Below are 19378 nucleotides of genomic sequence, written 5' to 3' on the forward strand. Positions count from 1 at the left end.
AGGTTCCAGAGTTGTTTTTGTTCGTCACCTGCGTATATCTGGTCAGAAACGCTCTGGTAGCTGTATCTGGAAGTGGGGTTTGTCCACGGCATTGCGTGCATGACGCTGGGCCGAAGACGGATGAAGCGTTGCCGATGGGCCAGGTCGCATGGGCGAATGGAAGTGCCACGCTTGCCGCTACGATTGCGGCTGTTGCAATAAGTATCTTTACTTTCATCTAAGTTAACCGCCTGTCTGTTCTTGGTTTGTGAACTCTTTCAGCCGCGGCTCATTCGCAGCATGATCGGTAGACTTCTTTTGACAGTTCCTGTGCACGAATGATCTGCTCTGTCTGCATGCTGCTGGACAGGCGGCTTATCGATTCCGCGGAGTATTGGCTTGGATGCACGCGCTGCAGGGCCATCCAGTAGCCGAGACTCCTGGTGTAAGAGCGCTCGGCGACTATCCCTCTGTCATAGATGTTTGCGAGAGCTTCGATCGAATCTACGTTCCCTGAAGAAACAGATTCACTCAGATACTCCACAGCGTTCCGGCGATAGTCGATCAGCCTGCTGGGATCTGACAGGACTTCAGTGAGATCGCCGATGGCCGCACGAGGGTTCTGGGCGTACATCAGTCGGGCTTCAATCGACCCTTGGGTGGCTGCCAGTGAAAGCCAGTTTTCTCCCATAATGTCGGTTCGTTCGGCAATCGTCTTGCAGTTCTCGATTTCTTCTTCGATACGCCTCGAGAACTGCTCGGCAAGACCCATGGATGAGTACACCTTGTACTCGCCGTCGTCACCGGGATCGAGGGCGCGTTTGCAGCTGGAAACCCTTGCGTGTATTTCGTAGCTTGCCTGGCTGTCGCCTGTTTTTGATCGCTGTATTCTTTCGTTGATGTAGTTTGTGGCATCTCCTTTGTACTCGGGGCTCTTGATGTCGATCAGGAACGCCTTGGGTCCCAATGCGATGCGCGCATTGACCGTCGCGGTGGACCGCTGTGCCTCGGTCCTTGCAGTATTCGGATCGGCCATTTCATGGGTTGAAGCCGCATCCTCCAACTCCAGAAGTCGCGCCTGCCTTGCCGAGGAGGTGTCGGCCCCGGATACCGAGCAGGACGCCGTAAACACCGTGAGCATGCCGATACACAAGCACTTGCTGAGTGGCGTTGAGAAGCTGGGTGAGGGTTTTCTTCGATTCAACGCAGGAACATCCTTGCCTCCAATTTGGGGCGAGCACCTTCGCTGTGCAGAAGGGAAAGCGATAGAGCTGTATGCGTCACAGGGGAGAACCCCATCACAGGCGGAAGAACTTCTGATCCACAAGGCTGGGGAAGACCTACCCGTGGTTGCCCGTCGTCCATGTGCGCCATGGCGGCGCCATCCCCTGCTGCACCGCCGCGAGTGGTGTCACATGCGTCTGGCTAGACTGTGCTTCTTTTTCGTTCGCAGGAGGCACCCATGGCCCATCATCCCGCCGTTACCCTGATCGGCGTCCCCACCGACATCGGGGCGGGCCATCGCGGCGCCCGGCTGGGGCCGGAAGCCCTGCGCGTGGCTGGCCTGCCTGAAGCACTGGAAGCGCGAGGCGTGGACGTGCGCGACCTCGGCAACCTGGACGGCCCGCGCAACCCGTGGACCGCGCCGGTGCAGGGCTACCGGCATCTGGACGAAGTGGTGGCGTGGAACCACGCGCTGATGGAAGCCAGCTATGCCGAGCTGCAGGCCGGGCGCATGCCGATCATGCTCGGTGGCGACCACTGCCTGGGCATCGGTTCGATCACCGCTGTTGCACGCTGGTGCCGCGAGCAGGGCAAGGACCTGCGCGTGCTGTGGCTGGATGCGCATTCGGATTTCAACACCAGCGATGTCACCCCGTCGGGCAACATCCACGGCATGCCGGTGGCCTGCCTGTGCGGCCTCGGCCCGGATGCGCTGACCAGGCTGGGTGGCACCTCGCCGGCCATCAAGCCTTCGCAGATGCACCAGATCGGCATCCGTTCGGTGGACCCGGAAGAGAAGCGCCTGATCAAGACCCACAAGGTCGATGTCTACGACATGCGCTACATCGACGAGAACGGCATGAAGCGCACCGTGGAAGCCGCGCTGGCCGGCATCGATGAGAACACCCACCTGCACGTCAGCTTCGATGTCGATTTCCTCGACCCGAGCATCGCCCCGGGTGTGGGCACCACCGTGCCGGGCGGGGTGAACTACCGCGAAGCGCAGCTGGTGATGGAGATGATCGCCGACAGCGGCCGCATGGGCTCGCTGGATATCGTCGAACTCAATCCGTTGCTGGACAACCACAACAGCACCGCCGAACTGGCCGTGGACCTGGTGGAAAGCCTGTTCGGAAAATCGACGCTGATGCGCGACTGAGAGCGACCAGCCTGAACGGTTGGACGAACCGTTCACACGCGCTCCACGCCCCTCCCGCCAGATTGCACCTCACGCGGCAGTGTTGGCTTCGAACCAGCCTGCCGCCCCGATCAATACAACCGAACCCCGTGATTGAGCGGTGTAGCGGCAAACCCAAGGAGAAGCCCATGAAGCGCGTAGTTGCCCTGATGCTGTTGTCGATGTTCTCGGTGGCCCTGCTGGCCGGTTGCAACACCGTTGCCGGTGCCGGCAAGGACGTGCAGAAGGCTGGTGAGAAGGTTGAGGATGCTGCCAAGGGCAACTGAGCCTGAGGTGGTGCGCAGTACGGAAAAGGCCGGGATCTTCCCGGCCTTTTTTCATGCGCGATTGCCAGGTGTGGACGCCGCGTGTCGATGGGTAGTGAACCATTCAAGCAGGTGAGCAGCGTTTTCATGGTCGGTTGACCGTGCTTCAACAGCCATTGCGGGAAGCTGCATGCACGGTAACAACGCCGTTGCATTCCAAGGAAGCCTCAGCAATGAACAAAGACATCATTTCCGGCAAGTGGTCCCAGCTCAAGGGCAAGGCCCAGGCGAAGTGGGGCGATCTGACCAATGACGATTTCGATGTGGCCGAGGGCAATGCCGAGTATCTGGCGGGCCGCCTGCAGGAGCGCTATGGCTGGGCCAAGGATCGCGCGGAGAAAGAAGTCCGCGACTTCCAGGACAGCGTGAGCAAGGACTATCCGGACTACAAGTAACCGGGCGACGCACGCCCACGTTCTGCCCCCACAGACAATGCCCGCGCCGGAAGGTGCGGGCGTTGCGCTGTGTGGCGATCAACGTGCCGGCGGGTCGGGCACGTAGCGGTTGGGGAAGGCCTGCGGCTGGCGGTCCAGGCGCGATGGCGAATCGAGCAGGATGCCGCGTGCGCGCAGGTTGCGCGCGCTGTCGTAGCGCAGCTGCAGCACCTGTGCCGGGCTGCGGGTAGCGCGTTCGAAATCGGTATCGCGCACCGAGGAACTCTCACGTGCACCGTGGCCGGTGCCCAGCGCCGGTGCCTGCGACTTGGCCGAGTAGCCTTCGATGCGGCTGGCGCTGGCGTCGGCGGCCGCCGAGGCTTCGGCCGCCGCAGGTGCCGGCCCGGCGCGATCACGCAGGATCGGCTGCGGACGCGGGTACCAGCGGCGCGCCTCTTCGAACACTGCTACGCCAACCACGCCGACGTTGTCCGGGCGGCCGGTGCGGCTGGCGTAGCTGCCGCTGGGGCTGCTGAAGACGAACTGGGCCACTTCGTCCTGGGTCTTGCGCCAGCCGGTGATGTCGGCGCGTTGGCCGGGGTTGAGCACGTAACCGGTCTGCGAGGGATCGGCATCTTCGCCGGAGATGGCGTTGACCCCATCCACCGACAGCACCACCAGCACGCGTCGCGGGCTGTCGTTGTACAGGCGCACCGCATAGCGATGGCCGCGCTCACCGGCCACCCAGCGCTGGCCGTCGGCCGGGTAGCTGCGCAACTCGGTGCCGCGGTCGCGGTCGACCAGGGCCACGCGCACCGGGCCGTCTTCGTACACCGGTGGGGGCAGCGGGGCCGGGCGGAAGCCGGCCAGGGGCAGGATCAGCAGCAGGGGCAGCAGGCGTTTCATCGGGCGTCTCCAGCGGGGTTGGGTGAATGAACGTGCCGGGGGCCCTGACGGGGTTGACCGTGTGCACGGTAAACTGGCTCCGTTCATAGAAGGTTTCCGCACGCAGTCATGACGACCCGAGTCCTTACCGGCATCACCCCCTCCGGCACGCCCCACCTGGGCAATTACGTTGGCGCCATCCGCCCGGCCATTGCGGCCAGCCGCGCGCCGGACATCGAGAGCTTCTTCTTCCTGGCCGATCTGCACAGCCTGATCAAGTCGCAGGACCCGCAGCGCACCCAGCGCGCGACCCTGGAGATCGCTGCCAGCTGGCTGGCCTGTGGCCTGGATCCGGAACACGTGTGGTTCTACCGCCAGAGCGACATCCGCGAGACCACCGAGCTGATGTGGTTCCTGACCGCCATCGCCAGCAAGGGCATCCTCAATCGCGCCCATGCCTACAAGGCGGCGGTGGACAAGAACCGTGAGGAAGGCCAGGACGAGGACGCAGGTGTCAGCGCCGGCCTGTTCATGTACCCGGTGCTGATGGCCGCCGACATCCTGATCTTCAAGGCCAACCAGGTGCCGGTGGGCCGTGACCAGATCCAGCACATCGAGATGGCGCGCGACTTCGCCCAGCGCTTCAACCATGTCTACGGCAAGGAGTATTTCCCGCTGCCGGACGTGGTGATCGACGAGCAGGTGGCAACGCTGGCGGGCCTGGATGGCCGCAAGATGAGCAAGAGTTACCACAACACCATTCCGCTGTTCGTGCCGCGCGAGGAGCTGAAGAAGCTGGTGTTCTCGATCCTGACCGACTCGCGTGCACCGGGCGAGCCGAAGGACACCGAAGGTTCGGCGCTGTTCCAGATGTACCAGGCATTCGCCACCCCGGAACAGACCGCCGCATTCGCCAAGGCCTTCGCCGACGGCATCGGCTGGGGCGATGCCAAGCAGCAGCTGTTCGAGCGCATCGACAGCGAATTGTCGCCGCTGCGCGAGCGCTACAACGCGCTGATGGCCGAGCCGGAAAAGATCGAAGCGCTGCTCAAGCGCCGTGGCCAGCAGCTGCGTGAGCAGTTGGCCGCACCGCTGCTGGAAGAGCTGCGCCATGCGGTGGGCCTGCGTGATCTGTCCGATGCAGGCGACATCGCCAGCGAAGATGCCGGTGAAGCTCGCGCCGCGCCGCCGCTGTTCAAGCAGTACCGCGAGAAGGATGGCCGCTTCTACTTCAAGCTGACCGCAGGGGACGGCACGCTGCTGATCCAGAGCGAAGGCTTCGACTCGCCGCGCGATGCCGGCCAGCTGATCGCCGTGCTGAAGCAGGCCGAGCAGGGCGACCAGCTGCAGAGTGAGCTGTTCAAGCTGGAAGCCGAAGTCGAGGCGGTGCTTGCGGCGCTGGCCGTGCTGCGCGAAGCGTAAAAAGGTAGTGCCGGCCGCTGGCCGGCAACTGCAATCACCCGGCGCGCTGGGGATGCCGGCCAGCGGCCGGCACTACCCGGGAACAGCGGCCATGGCATGATGTCCGCGCGCCCCTGGCGCGATGACATGGAGTCTGCAATGGCCTGGTTGTCGCTGCTGCTGTTCCTGCCTTGGTTCATTCTATTGGGCAGCCTGTACTGGCTGTTCCCGCGCCAGCCGCGTACCGCGCGGCGGCGACTGTTCGATGGCACCACGCTGGCGCTTGCGCTCGCCCTGAGCATCGTGGCGATGCTGTGGGGCCACCACATCGGTCTGGTTCAGCCGGGCGCCGGACCGATCTGGCCGCAGGTGCTGGCGGTGCTGTATGCCTATGGCGCGTTCCTGGCGGTGCTGGTGATCGCCCTGTTGCTGCGCCCGCGGTTCGCATTGCGCTGAGGCTGATCGGTAGTGCCGGCCGCTGGCCGGCAACTGCATTCACCATGGCTATCTCGAGGTTGCCGGCCAGCGGCCGGCACCATCCGACCAAAGCCGCATCGATCACGCCATGCCGGCGCGCCTACCATGGGCATCTGTTCCCGATCCTGCCAGGTGCGCGTCGATGACCGCCGATCCCAGCATCCACACCATCGATACCGGTTTCCAACGGCCTGATTTCGATGCCGCTTACCTGATCATCGAAAACGGCCGTGCTGCCTTCGTCGACTGCGGTACCGGCCTGTCAGTGCCGGCGATGCTGCAGGCCCTGGCGGACAACGGGCTGGGTGTGGAGGCGGTGGACTGGCTGCTGCTGACCCACGTGCATCTGGATCATGCCGGCGGCGCTGGCCTGCTGATGCAGCAGCTGCCGAATGCGCGTGCGGTGCTGCATCCGCGCGGCGCGCCGCACATGATCGACCCAACCCGGCTGATCGCCGGCGCCACCGCCGTCTATGGCGCCGAGGAAATCGCGCGCAGCTATGGCCGCGTCGAAGCGATTCCCGAGCATCGCGTGGTGGTGGCTGACGACGGCCAGCGCATCGACCTGGCAGGCCGCGAGCTGGTGTTGCTGCATACCCCGGGCCACGCGCTGCACCACTACTGCGTATGGGATGCGCGCAGCCGCAGCTGGTTCACCGGCGATACTTTCGGTATCTCCTACCGCGAACTGGACAGTGCGCAGGGCGCTTTCATCTTCCCCACCTCATCGCCGGTGCAGTTCGACCCGGAAGCGATGAAGACGTCGATCCAACGCATGCTCGCCTACGCGCCGCAGGCGATGTACCTCACCCACTACGGTCGTGTCGAACAGGTCGAAAAGCTGGCCGAAGATCTGTTCGAACAGATCGATGCAATGGCGGCAATCGGCCGCCAGTGCGACGGACGTCCCGACCGTCATCGCTGCCTGCTGGCCGCGCTGCAGGCGCTGTACCTGGAGCGTGCACAGCAGCATGGCTGCGCACTGGACCAAGCTGCGGTAACCGAGGTACTCGCGATGGATATCGAACTCAACGCACAGGGCCTGGCCTGCTGGCTGGACCGCGCGTCGCGGTAGATCCACGCCACGTGTGAATGACGCCGCGTGCAACCCGCGCCGTCATTGCACTGTCACGTTACACTCTGGCTATTCCCAAGCCTGCCGTGGTACTGCCGTGAACCCGATGCGCGTGTTGCTGCTGTCGTCCTGCCTGTTCGTCGGTGGCCTGGCCCATGCGGCCAATGACCTGCCCGGCGGCGGCATCGATCCGCAGGCGCTGTCGCGTCATGTGCGCGTGCTGGCATCGGACGAATTCGAAGGCCGTGCACCGGCCACCGAAGGCGAAGAGCGCACCGTGCAGTACCTGATCGAGCAGTTCCGCAGCTATGGTCTGCAGCCCGGTGGCGTGGACGGCAGCTGGGTGCAGCCAGTGCCGCTGGTGCGCGCACAGCTGGATGGCCCGGCCAAGGCCAGTCTCGCCCTGAAGGGCGGCAAGCGTGTGCTGGCCAATGGCGTGGACGTGACCCTGCAGAGCCTGCAGCCGCGCAAGCGCGTGCAGATCAAGGAGGCGCCGCTGGTGTTCGTCGGCTACGGCATCGACGCGCCCGAGCGCCACTGGAACGACTACAAAGACGTGGACCTGCACGGCAAGATCGCCGTGATGTTGATCAACGACGCCGATTTTGAAGCAGATGCGCCGGGTGCGTTCGATGGCAAGGCGGTGACCTACTACGGCCGCTGGACCTACAAGTTCGAAGAAGCCGCGCGCCGTGGTGCCGAAGGCGTGCTGATCGTGCATGAGACCGCACCGGCCGCCTACGGCTGGGCCACGGTGAAGAGTTCGGGCACCTCGCCGTTGTTCGATATCGAGCGCGGCCAGGCTGAAGCGATGGCCCAGCACACGCCGCTGCGTGGCTGGATGCAGCGTGAGCTGGCCGAACAGATCTTCGCCGACGCCGGCCTGGATTTCGATGCCGAGAAGCGCAAGGCGATGAGCGCGGACTTCCGTCCGGTTGCGCTGGACAACGCGAAGCTGAGCGTCGATTTCGCGCTCAAGCGCGAGCAGGTGGTGACCCGCAACGTGGTGGCCAAGCTGCCCGGCGGCGAGCACGCCGACGAGGCGGTGATCTTCTCGGCGCACTGGGATGCCTTCGGCATTGGGCAGGCCGACGCCAAGGGCGACCGCATCCGCCGCGGTGCGATCGACAACGCCACCGGTGTGGCCACCGTGCTGGAACTGGGCCGTGTGTTCGCCGCTGGCCCGCAGCCGCAGCGCACCCTGTACTTCGTCGCCCTGACCGCCGAAGAGAAGGGCCTGCTGGGCGCCAGCTACTACGCCGCGCACCCGCTGGCGCCGCTGGACAAGACCGCTGCGGTACTGAACATCGAGATGTTCAGCCCGGATGGTGCCACCCGTGACATTGCGTCGTGGGGCAAGGGCCGGGTGTCGCTGGAAGGCGACCTGGAACGCGTGGCCAAGGCCCGTGGCCGCAGCTACAGCCCGGACCCGAATCTGGAAGCTGGCTTCTTCTACCGTGCCGACCACTTCGCCTTCGCCCGCCTGGGCGTGCCGGCGATCACCATCGGCCCGGGCCTGGACAAGCTGGACGGCGGTGTCGACGCAGGCCGCGCGCTGCGCGAGAAGTACTTCGCCGACTGCTACCACCAGGCCTGCGATGCATGGACGCCGAGCTGGGATCCGGCGGGTCACGCGGCCGATACCCTGCTGGTCTATGACCTGGGCGCAGAGCTGGCCAACAGCCGTCGCTGGCCGCAGTGGGAAAAGGAATCGGAATTCCACGGCGCCCGCGAGAAGAGCGAAGCCGCGCGCCGGTAAGCGCACGGCAATGCCGGCCTCTGCTGGCCGGCAACCTCTGAACGCACGGCAATGCCGGCCGCTGGCCGGCAACCTCTGAACGTACGGGCAATGCCGGCCGGTGGCCGGCAACCTCTGAACGCGCGGGCAATGCCGGCCGCTGGCCGTTAACCTCTGAACGCGTGGCAATGCCGGCCGCTGGCCGGCAACCTCTGAACGCGCGGGCAATGCCGGCCGCTGGCCGTTAACCTCTGAACGCGTGGTAGTGCCGGCCGCTGGCCGGCAACCTCATGAACCTTCCGAAGGGATGCGCAGATGCCGGCCAGCGGCCGGCGCTACCACGTCTTCCGCAGCAGCTTCCAGGCACCCCAGCCGGCGGCCACAAGCGCGGCCACGTAACACACCACCATCGTGCGCAGGCCGGCCACCGGTGCAGGATTGCTACCCCGGCTCAGACGCAGATGCAGGGTGCTGGCACCGCTGCCCAGATCCACTGCCAGCTGCAGCACCAGCGCAGCGCAGAACGCCAGCAGGGCAATGCCGAAGCCGATACGTGGCCAACTCGCCTGGGCGCCGGGCCGGCGGATCAGCCATGCCAGCAGGGTTGCTGCGCCCAGACCCAGTGCGAGCCACACCAGCGGCATGGCAGGAGAAGCGGCGGCCACCGGCATTGCACCGGTGGCCGCGATCACTACGGCGCGCTTACTTGCGGGTGCCGTCGAGCCAGTTGGGGCCCTTGTTGGTGAGGAAGAACACATAGACCACCAACGATACCGCGATCGTCGCGGTGACGTAGATGGCGAACCAGTCCACGTGGCCGGTCTTCAATGCGCCCTGGTACAGCAGCGGCGCGGTGCCGCCGAACAGCGAGTTGGCCAATGCATAGCCGAAGCCCACGCCCAGCGCACGGATGTGGGTCGGGAACAGCTCTGCCTTTACCACGGCATTGATGGAGGTGTAGCCGGTGAGGATGACAAAGCCCAGTGCCAGGGTGAGGAAGGCGAGGGTGGCATCGTGCTGGTGCGGCAGCTGGGTGATCAGGTACCAGCTGTACAGCACGCCGCCTACGCCGAAGAACACCAGCAGGCTCTTGCGGCCGATGATGTCCGACAGCCAGCCGCCCACCGGCTGCAACACCATCAGGAAGGCCAGCACACCCAGGTTGATCAGCGTGCCGGTCATCGGATCGTTGCCGGCGAAGGCACTCTGGATCATCTTCGGGCCGTTCACCGAATAGGTGTAGAAGGCGATGGTGCCACCGGCGGTGATCAGGAAGCACAGCAGCAGCGGACGCCACTGGTGCACGAACAGTTCGTACATCGAGCCGGACTTCTTGTCCTTGCCCTCGCGCGCGGCTTCGATGGACGACTCCGAAAGCGACTCGTCCATGCCACGGCGTAGCCAGAACACGACTACAGCGGCGATGCCACCGATGCCGAAGGCGATGCGCCAGCCCCACTCGGAGATTTCCGGCTTGGCCCAGAACGTCAGCATCACGAACAGGGTCAGCTGGGCCAGCACATGGCCGCCTACCAGGGTGACGTAGTGGAACGAGGACAGGAAGCCGCGGCGGCCGGGAATGGCGGCCTCGGACATGTACGTGGCGCTGGCACCGTACTCGCCACCGGTGGCGAAGCCCTGCAGCAGACGCGCGAACAGCAGGATGATCGCTGCCCAGATGCCGATGCTGGCAGCGGTGGGGGTAATGGCGATGATGAACGAGCAGAAGGCCATCAGCGTGACCGACACCGTCAATGCCAGGCGACGGCCGTGACGGTCGGCGAAGCGGCCGAAGAACCATGCGCCGATCGGGCGCATCAGGAAGGTCGCGGCGAAGATCGCCCACACGTACATGGTGGAGTTCTTGTCTTCAGGCGAGAAGAACTGCGATTCGAAGTACACGGCGAACACCGAGTACACGTAGACGTCGTACCACTCCACCAGGTTGCCGGCGGAGCCTTTGAGGGTGTTGGAGATGGAACGCCGCAGGGCGGCGCCATCGCTGGCGGGTACGGCGGGTTGGGACGTGGTGCTCATCTGGGTGGGGATCCTCGATGCGGTGCGTCCATGCGGGAAAGATCGGTGCCAGGGGCGCGCAGTGCGCTGCCGGCCAGCCTCCTGAGTACTGCATTCCACGTCAACACCGGGTGCCGGAAGGGCGGGCGGGACATGGGTGGATGACAGCGTGCCATCACATGGGCTGCCGGACCATAACCAAAACGTCCTAAAATCCGTCTTCCCCCGGCTCCCTGGTGTGTCATGTCGGCTCCCCCCGTTCCGTCTACGGCTGCCCCCCGGGGTGGCCTTGTCGCGTTGGCGCTGCTGCTGGTCTACGTGGTCTGGGGCTCGACCTACCTGGGTATCGCCAAGGCCCTGCATGGCGGCGCGCTGCCACTGACGATGGTCTCCGGCAGCCGGTTCATCATTGCCGGCGGCGTGATGTACCTGGCGCTGCGCCTGTTCTGGAAGATGCCGAAACCGACCCTGCGGCAGTGGCGCAACCTGGCCATCATGGGCGTAACCATGCTGGTGCTGGGCAACGGCATGGTGGTGCTGGCCGAGCGCGAGGTGTCATCCGGCCTGGCCGCCACGGCGGTGGCCTCGGTGCCGCTGTGGATGGCGTTGTTCTCGGCCCTGCGTGGCCAGCACGCCAGCAAGGGCGAATGGCTGGGCATCGCCGTCGGCTTCGTCGGCGTGGTCTGGCTCAACGCCGGCAGCAGCCTGACTGCATCGCCCACCGGGCTGGTGCTGCTGCTGATCGCACCGGTCGGCTGGGCGTTCGGCTCGGTGTGGGCACGCGGGCAGGACCTGCCGGGCCCGTTCATGACGGCCGCCGGGCAGATGATCTGCGGCGGTGTGCTGCTGGTGCTGATCGGCCTGGTCGTCGGCGAGCGCCCCACCACGCTGCCCGATACCGGTGGCCTGCTGGCGATGGCCTACCTGTGCGTGTTCGGTTCGATCGTGGCGTTCACCGCCTACGTCTGGCTGCTGCAGAACGTACGCCCGGCGCTGGCCGGCAGCTATGCCTACGTCAATCCGGTGATCGCGGTGCTGCTGGGTGCGGCGTTGAACAGCGAACGTTTCGGTTGGCGCGACTTCCTGGCCATGGCAGTGATACTTCTGGGTGTGGTGGTACTGACAATGGCAAGGACACGCAAGCGATGAGCATGGACGAGAAAGAACAGCGCCGCGGTCTGCTGGTTACCGCGTCCACCTTCGTGCTGTGGGGGCTGGTGCCGGTCTACTGGCATCTGCTGAACGAGGTGCCGTCGTTCCAGATCATCGCCCACCGCATCATCTGGAGCACGGTGCTGGTGGTGGCCTGGCTGCTGATCGCCTCGCGCTTCGGCTGGTGGAAGAAGATCGCCGCGCAACCGCGCGCGCTGCCGATCCTGGTGGTATCGAGCCTGACCATTGCCTTCAACTGGGGCCTGTACATCTGGGCGGTCAATGCCGGTCACGTGATCGAGACCAGCCTGGGTTACTTCATCAACCCGCTGGTGAACGTGCTGCTGGGCGTGCTGGTGCTGAAAGAGCGCCTGCGCCGCGTGCAATGGGTGGCCGTGGCCATCGCTGCGGTGGGCGTGGCCTGGTTGACCATCGATGCGGGTACGCCGCCGTGGATCGCGCTGGGCCTGGCCTGCTCGTTCGGCCTGTATGGGCTGCTGCGCAAGCTGGTGTCGGTCGATCCGGTGGCCGGGCTGGGCGTGGAAAGCCTGTATCTGTTCCTGCCGGCGCTGGGCTTTGCGCTGTGGGCCGAGAACGGCCATGGCGGCGGCTTCTTCGGTGGCTGGGGCTGGGGCAACGATCTGTTGTTGATCTTCGGTGGCGTGGTCACGGCGGTGCCGCTGATCGGTTTCGCCTACGGGGTGAAGCGCATTCCGCTGTCGCTGGTTGGCATCCTGCAGTACATCGCACCGAGCCTGCAGCTGCTGCTGGGCGTGTTCTTCTTCCACGAGGCCTTCGACACCGGCAAGGCGATCGGCTTTGCGGCGATCTGGGCCGGGTTGATCCTGTTCGTCGCAGACAACGTGCGTGCGATGCGCGCGGCGCGGGGTCGGATCCCTGCGCAACGCGCAGGGCTCTGACCCCCGCAAAAAAGAACGGCGCCCCGAGGGGCGCCGTTCTGCTTCCATCCACGGCCAGGAGAGAGTTGGCCGGGGCGGGAACGCGGTTGCAGGCTTAGAAGCGCTGCTGGTACTTCATGTACATGAAACGACCGATATCGAAGCCACCGTAGTAGGTGAAGCTGCTGTTCGGCTGGCTGTACATGATCGGACCCTGGTGGTCGAACACGTTGTTCAGGCCCAGCGACACGGTGCCATCCCACGGCAGGCTGTAACGCACCTGCAGGTCGTGGAAGGTGTTGGAACCCACCTTGCGGCTCGGCTGTGCATCGGTATACGGCGAAACGAAGTCGGCCATGTTGCAGTCCGGGCCACCGCCCAGATCGTACGAGCAGGCTTCCTTCATGCCCGAGTAGTAACGGGCGGTCCAGCCGATGCCCAGGTTGCCGTACTGCCAATCCAGGTTGAAGGTCGAACGTACGCGGAAGTCGCCGGCCCAGCCCACGCGCTGTTCCACCGGGGTGGTGGCGGCGCTGTCGTTGCGCTGCTCCAGGTAGTCGGTGTAGGTGGTGTTCCAGTTGATGGCGAACTTGCCGTACGCGGTTTCCGGCAGGCGGTAACGCACACCGATGTCATAGCCGGCGGTTTCGCGGTAGCCGGCGTTCACCAGCGAGCGATCCAGCGCCGAGACCTGGCCACGGGTGGCCGCAGCGGTGGAACGGGTGAAGCGACCGCATGCCGAATCCACACCCTGCACGTAGCACTGGTTGAGGATGTCGGTGGCCGACTCGCCGACGATGGCGTTGTCGATGCGGATCTTCCACCAGTCCAGGCTGACGTCCAGGCCCTGCACGAATTCCGGGCTGTAGACCAGGCCGACAGTCCAGGTCTTGGCGGTTTCCGGCTTCAGTTCCGCGTTGGAACCAGAGTTGAAATCGGAGGTGGCCTGCTGGCCCGGGCGGTTGGCAAGGTTGCCGTCCGAACCGGTCTGCTGACGGAAGTTGGCCGGCACGTTCAGCGCCTGGCAGCGTGCTGCCACGGTCGAGCTGCTGGCGGCGATGCCGAACTTCGTATCGCACGGATCGGTGAACGAATCGCGGCTGGACACTGCGCCGCCGTAGAGATCGTCCACGGTGGGTGCACGGAAGCCGGTGCCGTAGGTGGCGCGCACCAGCAGGCTGTCGATCGGCTTCCACTTCAGGCCGAACTTGCTGTTGGTGGTCGAACCGAAGGTGTTGTAGTCGGTGTAGCGACCGGCCAGGTCCAGCGACAGCTCGCGGGCGAAGGCCATGTCGGCCAGCAGCGGCACCTGCATTTCCAGGTAGACCTCGTTGAGCGAGTAGTCGCCACGGGTCGGCTGGCCGGTGGTGCCTGCGATCTGGCCCTTCTGCACCATCAGGTCCGGGGTGTAGCTGGCTTCTTCACTGCGATGCTCGAAGCCCATCGCGCCCATGATGTCGCCGGCCGGCAGGGTGAACAGCGAGCCGGAGATGTTGGCGCTGGCGACCTTGGTGGTGCTGCGCATCTTGTCGACGAAGCGGGTGAACAGGTAGTCCTGCACGTCCTGGTTGCCCAGCGAGCCCGGGCCGGTGTAGCCCATCGGTGCAGCCGGATTCCACGGCACGCAGCCGGCGATCACCGCACCCGGGGTACCGCAGCGGGCAACGCCGCCGTCCATGAAGGACGGGCCGACGGCCAGGTTGACGTGCGGCTGGTACATGCTGCCGGTGCCGACGCGCTCGCCTTCATTGCGGTTGTACATGTAGCTGACGTTCCAGTCCCAGTAACGCGAACCGGTTTCGAAGCTGCCTTCCAGGCCGAGGCTGGCACGCTTGGTTTCCAGCGTGTTCTCGGTACCGCGCGGCAGCTCTTCGGTGCGGTGCGAGAACAGCACGTCCTGGCCCCACTTGTTGAAGGTGCTGTCCTTGGACAGCGCAGCGCGGGTGCCGTTGCGGGACTGTGCGGCCGAGACCGAGTACGGGTAGCCGGCCAGGTGCTTGGTCGACTCGCGCTTGCTGTAGAGCGCGTCGGCGACGATGCGCAGATTGTCGGTGATCGAGAAGCCGCCGTTGGCGAACACCGAGGTGCGCTCCAGGCCGCTCAGCAGGCTCATGTTGGTCTTGGCGTTGGCACCATCGGCCGGGTTCGGCGTGTGGAAGTTGCCAGCGCTGCTCGGGTCGCCGCCCGGGCCAACGGTCAGCGGCTTGCCACCGACGGTGACGGTGCCCCACTGGGTGGTCGGGCTCAGCGCGTCGACGTCGTCGGCGTGGCGCGGGCCACCCGGGTAACGGCTGAACTCGCGCGCATCGCCGAGGATTTCGTCTTCCTTGGTGCGCTCGGCGCCGACGCTGAACCAGCCGCGGTCGAAGGTCTTGCCGAAGGTGGCGCTGTAGGAGCGCTTCTGGCCGTCGCCTTCACCGTACTGGCCGACGTAGACGCTGGCTTCGCCACCGTCGAAGTTCTTGCGGGTGATGATGTTGACCACACCGGCAATGGCGTCCGAGCCGTACAGCGCCGAAGCGCCGTCGGTCAGCACTTCCACACGCTCTACGATGGCGGACGGAATCGAGGCCAGGTCGGAGTAACCGCCGGCGCTGACGCCCATGCGGCGGCCGTCGATCAGCACCAGGCTGCGTTCCGGGCCGAGGTTGCGCAGGCTGACATACATGCCGCCGAAATCGCGCGAGGAGCTCAGCGAGGACGAACGGCTCAGGCTCGGTGCACCGGCTGCAGTGACGTCCTGCAGGATGTCGGCGACGTTGACGTAGCCCTTCTTCTCGATGTCGGCGCGGTTGAGTGCCACCACCGGCTGCGCGGTCTCGACACTGGCCTGGCGGATGCGCGAGCCGGTGATCTCGATGCGGTCGAGGTTGGTGGGGGTATCGCCGGCTTCCTGTGCGAAGGCGGGCGTGGTGCAGCTGGCGGCCAGCGCGATGATGATCGCGTTGCGCAGCGGGGTGGTCTTCAGGGACATCCGTGAAATCTCGTGTTTCAGAAAAAACATGCGTCCGTTCTATGGACGCGTGGGGTGCTGCAAACCAACGTGGGGGCCGGATTCTAGAGTGTTTTCATTGGTAACTGTTTGTCCGCGTGCGCTGTAACGCCGCGAAAATGAATCGCAACCAACAATCCACAGGTGTGCTGTGCGCAACGTCACGCGTGCTGTGTCTGCGATGGGCAGAGGCATCGATAGCGGCGGTGTTTGCGCAATCTGTAGTGATGCGAGTGCGCATGCATCCATCCACGCATGGCGTGGATCTACTGGATCTCGCACGTGCCGCATCGGTAGATCCACGCCATGCGTGGATGGCGCACAAACAAAAAAAGGGACGGAGCCTTCGCCCCGTCCCCTGCACAACGCTCAATCAATCAATGCGTGATGCTCAGGTCTCGCGCAGCGCCGTGGTGATCGGCAGCCGCGCCGCGCGCAGTGCCGGAAACAAACCGCCGACCAGGCCGATGCCCAGCGCCCACTTCAACCCACTCCACAACAGTTCCGGCGATACATGGAACTTGAACACCACCGCGCTGAAGTTGCTGCCGATGGTGGACACGCTGTAGCCGTTGAACAGCAGCCACGCCACCGCACATCCCAGCAGGCCACCGAGCAGGGCCAGCAGCATGGTTTCCAGCATCACTGCAGTCACCACCGGCAGGCCACGGAAGCCGATCGCACGCATGGTGGCGATCTCGCGTGCGCGCGTGGCCACGGCGGCATACATCGTATTGAGTGCACCGAACACCGCGCCTACCGCCATGATGGTACCGATCACCTTGCCGAGGATGTCGATCAGTTTGGTCAACCCGCCACCCTGCTTGCTGTAGTAGACGCGGGTCGTTTCCACGTCCAGCTTCAGGCGCGGATCGGCGGCGACAGCGGCATTGAACTGCTCGAAGCCGGCCTTGCCGTCGGTGCGCACGCTGATCGACTGCCAGGCGCTGCGCTGGTAGGTGGTGGCCAGCGTGTCAGCGTCGGTCCACAGTTCCGAGTCATGCGCATCGCCGGTAGCGAACACACCCACGACCGTCCAGGTCTGGTTGCCCAGGGTGAGCGTCTTGCCAACGTCCATGTCGCGGAACTGGCTTTTGGCGCCCTGGCCGACCACGATCTCGCGCAGGCCGGCGGCGAACCGGCGGCCTTCGACGATCTTGACCTTGTCATGCACGGCCCACGCCTGCGGGCCTACACCGCGGAACTGCGCGTTGACGTCGGTGCCATCGGCCTTGGACACCAGGTTGACCACCTGCGAGAGTTCCGGCGACAGCAGCGGCCGCCCCTGCGCATCGCGGGTGATGCCGGGCAGGGTGGACAGCGTGGGCACCTGTTCGCGGGTGATGACCGAGTTGGTCTCGGCCTGCGAACCGCCGCGCAGCACGATCGCGGTGGTGTCATCGCCGGTGTTGTTGAGCGTGGCCTGGAAGCCTTCGCCCATCGCCAGCATCGCCACCAGCACACCGACCACGCCGGCGATGCCGACCACGATCACCGAGGATGCGCCCCAGCGCTGCGGCAGGCTGGCAATGCCGATGCGGGTGGCGGCCAGTGCCAGCCGTCCACTGCGGGTAAGCGCCAGCCACAATCCCACCAGCACCGCGATCACCAGCACGCCGATCCACGGCAGGCCGATCCAAACGGCCAGGCCGACGGCCAGCAACAGCACGGTCACCGCGTTTCCCAGCCACTTCTTGAGCTTGTTCATGTCGGTGTCCTCTTCAGCGGCCGGCGAGCGCGTCAACGATCTTCAGGCGCTTGGCGCGCAGTGCGGGCAGCAGCCCGACCACGATGCCGATCACCACGATCAGGACGATGCCCACCAGCCAGGTCGGCGTCGGTACGTGCGGCGGCAGCATGCCCATGCTCTTCGGGCTGATGGCAGGCAGGATCAGCGCCGCCAGGCCCATGCCGAGCAGTCCACCGAGGCCGATCAGCAGCACCGATTCGACCATCACCAGGGTCAGCACCGTGCTGTCCTTGAAGCCCAGCGTCTTCAGCGTGGCCAGTTCCGGAACGCGCTCGCGCACCGCCTGGGCCATGGTGTTGCCGGTCAACAGCAGCAGGGTGAAGAACACCGCGCCCATGATCGAGGTGACGATCATGCCGATGTCGGCGAACTGCTTGACGAACGCCTGCTGGAACGCCGACTCGGTCTGGGTCTTGGTTTCATGGTCGGAGTTGGCCGAGATCGCATCGATGGCCTGTGCCACCCGCGACGACTGCTCCGGGTTGTCCAACGTCACCGTGTACCAGCTCACCTGGTTCTTGATGTAGTCGTTGGACTCATCGAAGTATTTCCAGTTCATCATCAACTGGCGTTCTTCGTTGGCCGCCAACGCGCGATCCTTCGAGCGGTAGATGCCCTTCAGTTCCAGCGGCCAGTCGTTGCTACCGCCACGCGGGAAGATGGTCGCCTGCAGCGGGATGGTGTCGCCGACCTTCCAGCCGAACTGCTTGGCCAGCGTCTCGCCGACGATCGCACCGGTGCGGGTCTGCTGCCAGTCCTGCAGCTGCGCCGGGTCGATCTGCAGTTCGCGGTAGACATCGAAGTAGTTCGGCGCCACCGAGAAGTTGGGGAAGAAGTTCTTCGGGTCCTGGTAGATGCCGCCGAACCACATGCCGTAGGTGACATCGCGCACGCCGCTGACCTGGCGGATCTGCGCTTCCAGGCGGATCGGCAGCGACTGGGTGATCGACAGGCGCGAGGCTGTCACCAGCCGGTTGGCGCCTTCCACACTGCCACCGGAAGAGAACGCCACGCGTACCGAGTCGAGCATGCCGAACAGCAGGAACGCGGCCACCACCGACAACAGGGTCAACAGGGTGCGGGTGCGGCTGCGGAACAGCTGCGCCCATACCAACGAGAAGTATTTCATCGCTGTGGCCTCCGTCAGTGGGCCAGCGGGGCGTCGGCCAGCTCGCCCTTGTCCAGGTGCACCGTGTGGGTGGCGTACTCGGCGGCCTTCGGGTCATGGGTGACCATGATGATGGTCTTGCCGTGTTCGCGGTTGAGCTGCTGCAGCAGGCCCAGGATCTCTTCGGCGGACTGGCGGTCGAGGTCGCCGGTCGGTTCGTCGCAGATCAGGAACGTCGGGTCGGAGACGATCGCGCGGGCAATCGCCACGCGCTGCTGCTGGCCGCCGGACAGTTCGTTGGGGCGATGGCTGCGGCGGTCGGCCAGGCCGACCAGGGTCAGTGCGATCTCGGCGTTGCGCTTGCGCTGCGCCGCGTTGAGATGGGTCAGCAGCAACGGCAGTTCCACGTTCTTCTGCGCGGTCAGCATCGGCATCAGGTTGTAGAACTGGAACACGAAGCCGACGTGATGGCTGCGCCACGTCGACAGCTGGCCGCCGCTCATCTGGTCGATGCGCTCGCCTTCGATGTTGATCTCGCCGCCCGTGGGGTTGTCCAGGCCGCCGATCAGGTTGAGCAGGGTGGTCTTGCCGGAACCGGACGGGCCCATCAGCGCGACGAAATCGCCGCTGGCGATATCCAGGTCGATGCCGTGCAGCACCTGCACCTTTTCGGGGCCACGCTGGTAGGTCTTGGTGATGTTGCGCAGTGAAACCAGGGTCGACATGGGTGGTTCTCCACGAAAGGCGGGAAACGGGACATCGCGCCGGCCGTGGGCCGGGCGTAACCGAAGGGTGGTGCCGTCGA

Annotated in this window: 17 protein-coding genes; 9 read left to right on the plus strand and 8 right to left on the minus strand. The window is 65.1% G+C overall.

The features are described 5' to 3' along the window. Window positions 1-268: 268 nt before the first annotated feature. Window positions 269-1120, minus strand: coding sequence for a hypothetical protein (locus ACQ5SA_RS17090; protein ID WP_353098402.1), 852 nt, complete (start codon window positions 1118-1120; stop codon window positions 269-271). Window positions 1121-1441: 321 nt separating this feature from the next. Between ACQ5SA_RS17090 and rocF the strand changes: the two genes are divergently transcribed. The 3 genes from rocF (at window position 1442) to ACQ5SA_RS17105 (ending at window position 3101) form a co-directional block, all read left to right on the plus strand. Continuing rightward, window positions 1442-2362, plus strand: coding sequence for an arginase (rocF, locus tag ACQ5SA_RS17095; RefSeq protein WP_499315154.1), 921 nt, complete (start codon window positions 1442-1444; stop codon window positions 2360-2362). A 167-nt stretch (window positions 2363-2529) separates the two neighbouring features. Next, window positions 2530-2667, plus strand: a complete 138-nt coding sequence (locus tag ACQ5SA_RS17100) for an entericidin A/B family lipoprotein (protein ID WP_019661832.1) — start codon at window positions 2530-2532, stop codon at window positions 2665-2667. A 212-nt stretch (window positions 2668-2879) separates the two neighbouring features. Beyond that, window positions 2880-3101 carry a CsbD family protein gene (locus ACQ5SA_RS17105; protein ID WP_089241428.1) on the plus strand — a complete coding sequence of 74 codons (222 nt, stop codon included), beginning with the start codon at window positions 2880-2882 and terminating at the stop codon, window positions 3099-3101. A gap of 78 nt (window positions 3102-3179) precedes the next feature. On the opposite strand, the gene ACQ5SA_RS17110 is transcribed toward ACQ5SA_RS17105, so the two are convergent. Then, complete coding sequence (locus tag ACQ5SA_RS17110; protein WP_499315156.1) at window positions 3180-3986, minus strand: hypothetical protein; 807 nt, start codon at window positions 3984-3986, stop codon at window positions 3180-3182. Between the two features lie 108 nt (window positions 3987-4094). Between ACQ5SA_RS17110 and ACQ5SA_RS17115 the strand changes: the two genes are divergently transcribed. The 4 genes from ACQ5SA_RS17115 to ACQ5SA_RS17130 all read left to right on the plus strand — a co-directional run bounded on the left by ACQ5SA_RS17115 (window position 4095) and on the right by ACQ5SA_RS17130 (window position 8677). Further along, complete coding sequence (locus ACQ5SA_RS17115) at window positions 4095-5387, plus strand: tryptophan--tRNA ligase (protein WP_499315158.1); 1293 nt, start codon at window positions 4095-4097, stop codon at window positions 5385-5387. 138 nt (window positions 5388-5525) lie between these two features. After that, window positions 5526-5822 (plus strand): hypothetical protein, encoded by a 297-nt coding sequence (locus tag ACQ5SA_RS17120; protein ID WP_499315159.1) that lies wholly within the window; start codon window positions 5526-5528, stop codon window positions 5820-5822. Between the two features lie 163 nt (window positions 5823-5985). Beyond that, on the plus strand, window positions 5986-6918 hold the full coding sequence (locus ACQ5SA_RS17125; RefSeq protein WP_499315161.1) for an MBL fold metallo-hydrolase: 933 nt from the start codon (window positions 5986-5988) through the stop codon (window positions 6916-6918). A gap of 106 nt (window positions 6919-7024) precedes the next feature. After that, a complete protein-coding gene (locus tag ACQ5SA_RS17130; RefSeq protein WP_499315213.1) occupies window positions 7025-8677 on the plus strand; it encodes a M28 family metallopeptidase in 1653 nt (550 codons plus the stop codon). 314 nt (window positions 8678-8991) lie between these two features. Here ACQ5SA_RS17130 and ACQ5SA_RS17135 read toward each other — a convergent pair whose 3' ends face one another. Further along, a complete protein-coding gene (locus tag ACQ5SA_RS17135; protein ID WP_499315215.1) occupies window positions 8992-9327 on the minus strand; it encodes a hypothetical protein in 336 nt (111 codons plus the stop codon). A gap of 31 nt (window positions 9328-9358) precedes the next feature. Further along, on the minus strand, window positions 9359-10693 hold the full coding sequence (locus ACQ5SA_RS17140; protein WP_099819627.1) for an MFS transporter: 1335 nt from the start codon (window positions 10691-10693) through the stop codon (window positions 9359-9361). Window positions 10694-10915: 222 nt separating this feature from the next. On the opposite strand from ACQ5SA_RS17140, the gene yedA reads away from it, so the two are divergent. Both yedA and rarD read left to right on the plus strand, forming a co-directional pair. Then, window positions 10916-11821, plus strand: a complete 906-nt coding sequence (yedA, locus tag ACQ5SA_RS17145; protein ID WP_499315163.1) for a drug/metabolite exporter YedA — start codon at window positions 10916-10918, stop codon at window positions 11819-11821. Beyond that, window positions 11818-12744 (plus strand): EamA family transporter RarD, encoded by a 927-nt coding sequence (gene rarD, locus ACQ5SA_RS17150; RefSeq protein ID WP_499315165.1) that lies wholly within the window; start codon window positions 11818-11820, stop codon window positions 12742-12744. The genes yedA and rarD overlap by 4 nt, the downstream gene beginning before the upstream one ends. 94 nt (window positions 12745-12838) lie before the next feature. Here the strand turns inward: rarD and ACQ5SA_RS17155 are convergent, their stop codons facing one another. The 4 genes from ACQ5SA_RS17155 to ACQ5SA_RS17170 form a co-directional block, all read right to left on the minus strand. Continuing rightward, the gene (locus tag ACQ5SA_RS17155) at window positions 12839-15697 is read right to left on the minus strand and encodes a TonB-dependent receptor plug domain-containing protein (protein ID WP_499315167.1); all 2859 of its coding nucleotides are present in this window, start codon (window positions 15695-15697) and stop codon (window positions 12839-12841) included. 409 nt (window positions 15698-16106) lie between these two features. Further along, window positions 16107-17423, minus strand: coding sequence for an ABC transporter permease (locus ACQ5SA_RS17160; protein WP_499315168.1), 1317 nt, complete (start codon window positions 17421-17423; stop codon window positions 16107-16109). 13 nt (window positions 17424-17436) lie between these two features. Then, window positions 17437-18594 (minus strand): ABC transporter permease, encoded by a 1158-nt coding sequence (locus tag ACQ5SA_RS17165; RefSeq protein ID WP_108268242.1) that lies wholly within the window; start codon window positions 18592-18594, stop codon window positions 17437-17439. A gap of 14 nt (window positions 18595-18608) precedes the next feature. Further along, on the minus strand, window positions 18609-19298 hold the full coding sequence (locus ACQ5SA_RS17170; protein ID WP_499315171.1) for an ABC transporter ATP-binding protein: 690 nt from the start codon (window positions 19296-19298) through the stop codon (window positions 18609-18611). Window positions 19299-19378 lie beyond the last annotated feature (80 nt).

It is taken from the genome of Stenotrophomonas indicatrix (assembly GCF_050573115.1).
GTDB classification, from domain to species: domain Bacteria; phylum Pseudomonadota; class Gammaproteobacteria; order Xanthomonadales; family Xanthomonadaceae; genus Stenotrophomonas; species Stenotrophomonas lactitubi_A.

Excerpts from the sequence above, each read along its gene's own strand:
- ACQ5SA_RS17090 (WP_353098402.1), bottom strand. The coding sequence starts at position 1,120 with ATGCTCACGGTGTTTACGGCGTCCTGCTCGGTATCCGGGGCCGACACC.
- rocF (WP_499315154.1), top strand. The coding sequence starts at position 1,442 with ATGGCCCATCATCCCGCCGTTACCCTGATCGGCGTCCCCACCGACATC.
- ACQ5SA_RS17100 (WP_019661832.1), top strand. The coding sequence starts at position 2,530 with ATGAAGCGCGTAGTTGCCCTGATGCTGTTGTCGATGTTCTCGGTGGCC.
- ACQ5SA_RS17105 (WP_089241428.1), top strand. The coding sequence starts at position 2,880 with ATGAACAAAGACATCATTTCCGGCAAGTGGTCCCAGCTCAAGGGCAAG.
- ACQ5SA_RS17110 (WP_499315156.1), bottom strand. The coding sequence starts at position 3,986 with ATGAAACGCCTGCTGCCCCTGCTGCTGATCCTGCCCCTGGCCGGCTTC.
- ACQ5SA_RS17115 (WP_499315158.1), top strand. The coding sequence starts at position 4,095 with ATGACGACCCGAGTCCTTACCGGCATCACCCCCTCCGGCACGCCCCAC.
- ACQ5SA_RS17120 (WP_499315159.1), top strand. The coding sequence starts at position 5,526 with ATGGCCTGGTTGTCGCTGCTGCTGTTCCTGCCTTGGTTCATTCTATTG.
- ACQ5SA_RS17125 (WP_499315161.1), top strand. The coding sequence starts at position 5,986 with ATGACCGCCGATCCCAGCATCCACACCATCGATACCGGTTTCCAACGG.
- ACQ5SA_RS17130 (WP_499315213.1), top strand. The coding sequence starts at position 7,025 with ATGCGCGTGTTGCTGCTGTCGTCCTGCCTGTTCGTCGGTGGCCTGGCC.
- ACQ5SA_RS17135 (WP_499315215.1), bottom strand. The coding sequence starts at position 9,327 with ATGCCGGTGGCCGCCGCTTCTCCTGCCATGCCGCTGGTGTGGCTCGCA.
- ACQ5SA_RS17140 (WP_099819627.1), bottom strand. The coding sequence starts at position 10,693 with ATGAGCACCACGTCCCAACCCGCCGTACCCGCCAGCGATGGCGCCGCC.
- yedA (WP_499315163.1), top strand. The coding sequence starts at position 10,916 with ATGTCGGCTCCCCCCGTTCCGTCTACGGCTGCCCCCCGGGGTGGCCTT.
- rarD (WP_499315165.1), top strand. The coding sequence starts at position 11,818 with ATGAGCATGGACGAGAAAGAACAGCGCCGCGGTCTGCTGGTTACCGCG.
- ACQ5SA_RS17155 (WP_499315167.1), bottom strand. The coding sequence starts at position 15,697 with ATGTCCCTGAAGACCACCCCGCTGCGCAACGCGATCATCATCGCGCTG.
- ACQ5SA_RS17160 (WP_499315168.1), bottom strand. The coding sequence starts at position 17,423 with ATGAACAAGCTCAAGAAGTGGCTGGGAAACGCGGTGACCGTGCTGTTG.
- ACQ5SA_RS17165 (WP_108268242.1), bottom strand. The coding sequence starts at position 18,594 with ATGAAATACTTCTCGTTGGTATGGGCGCAGCTGTTCCGCAGCCGCACC.
- ACQ5SA_RS17170 (WP_499315171.1), bottom strand. The coding sequence starts at position 19,298 with ATGTCGACCCTGGTTTCACTGCGCAACATCACCAAGACCTACCAGCGT.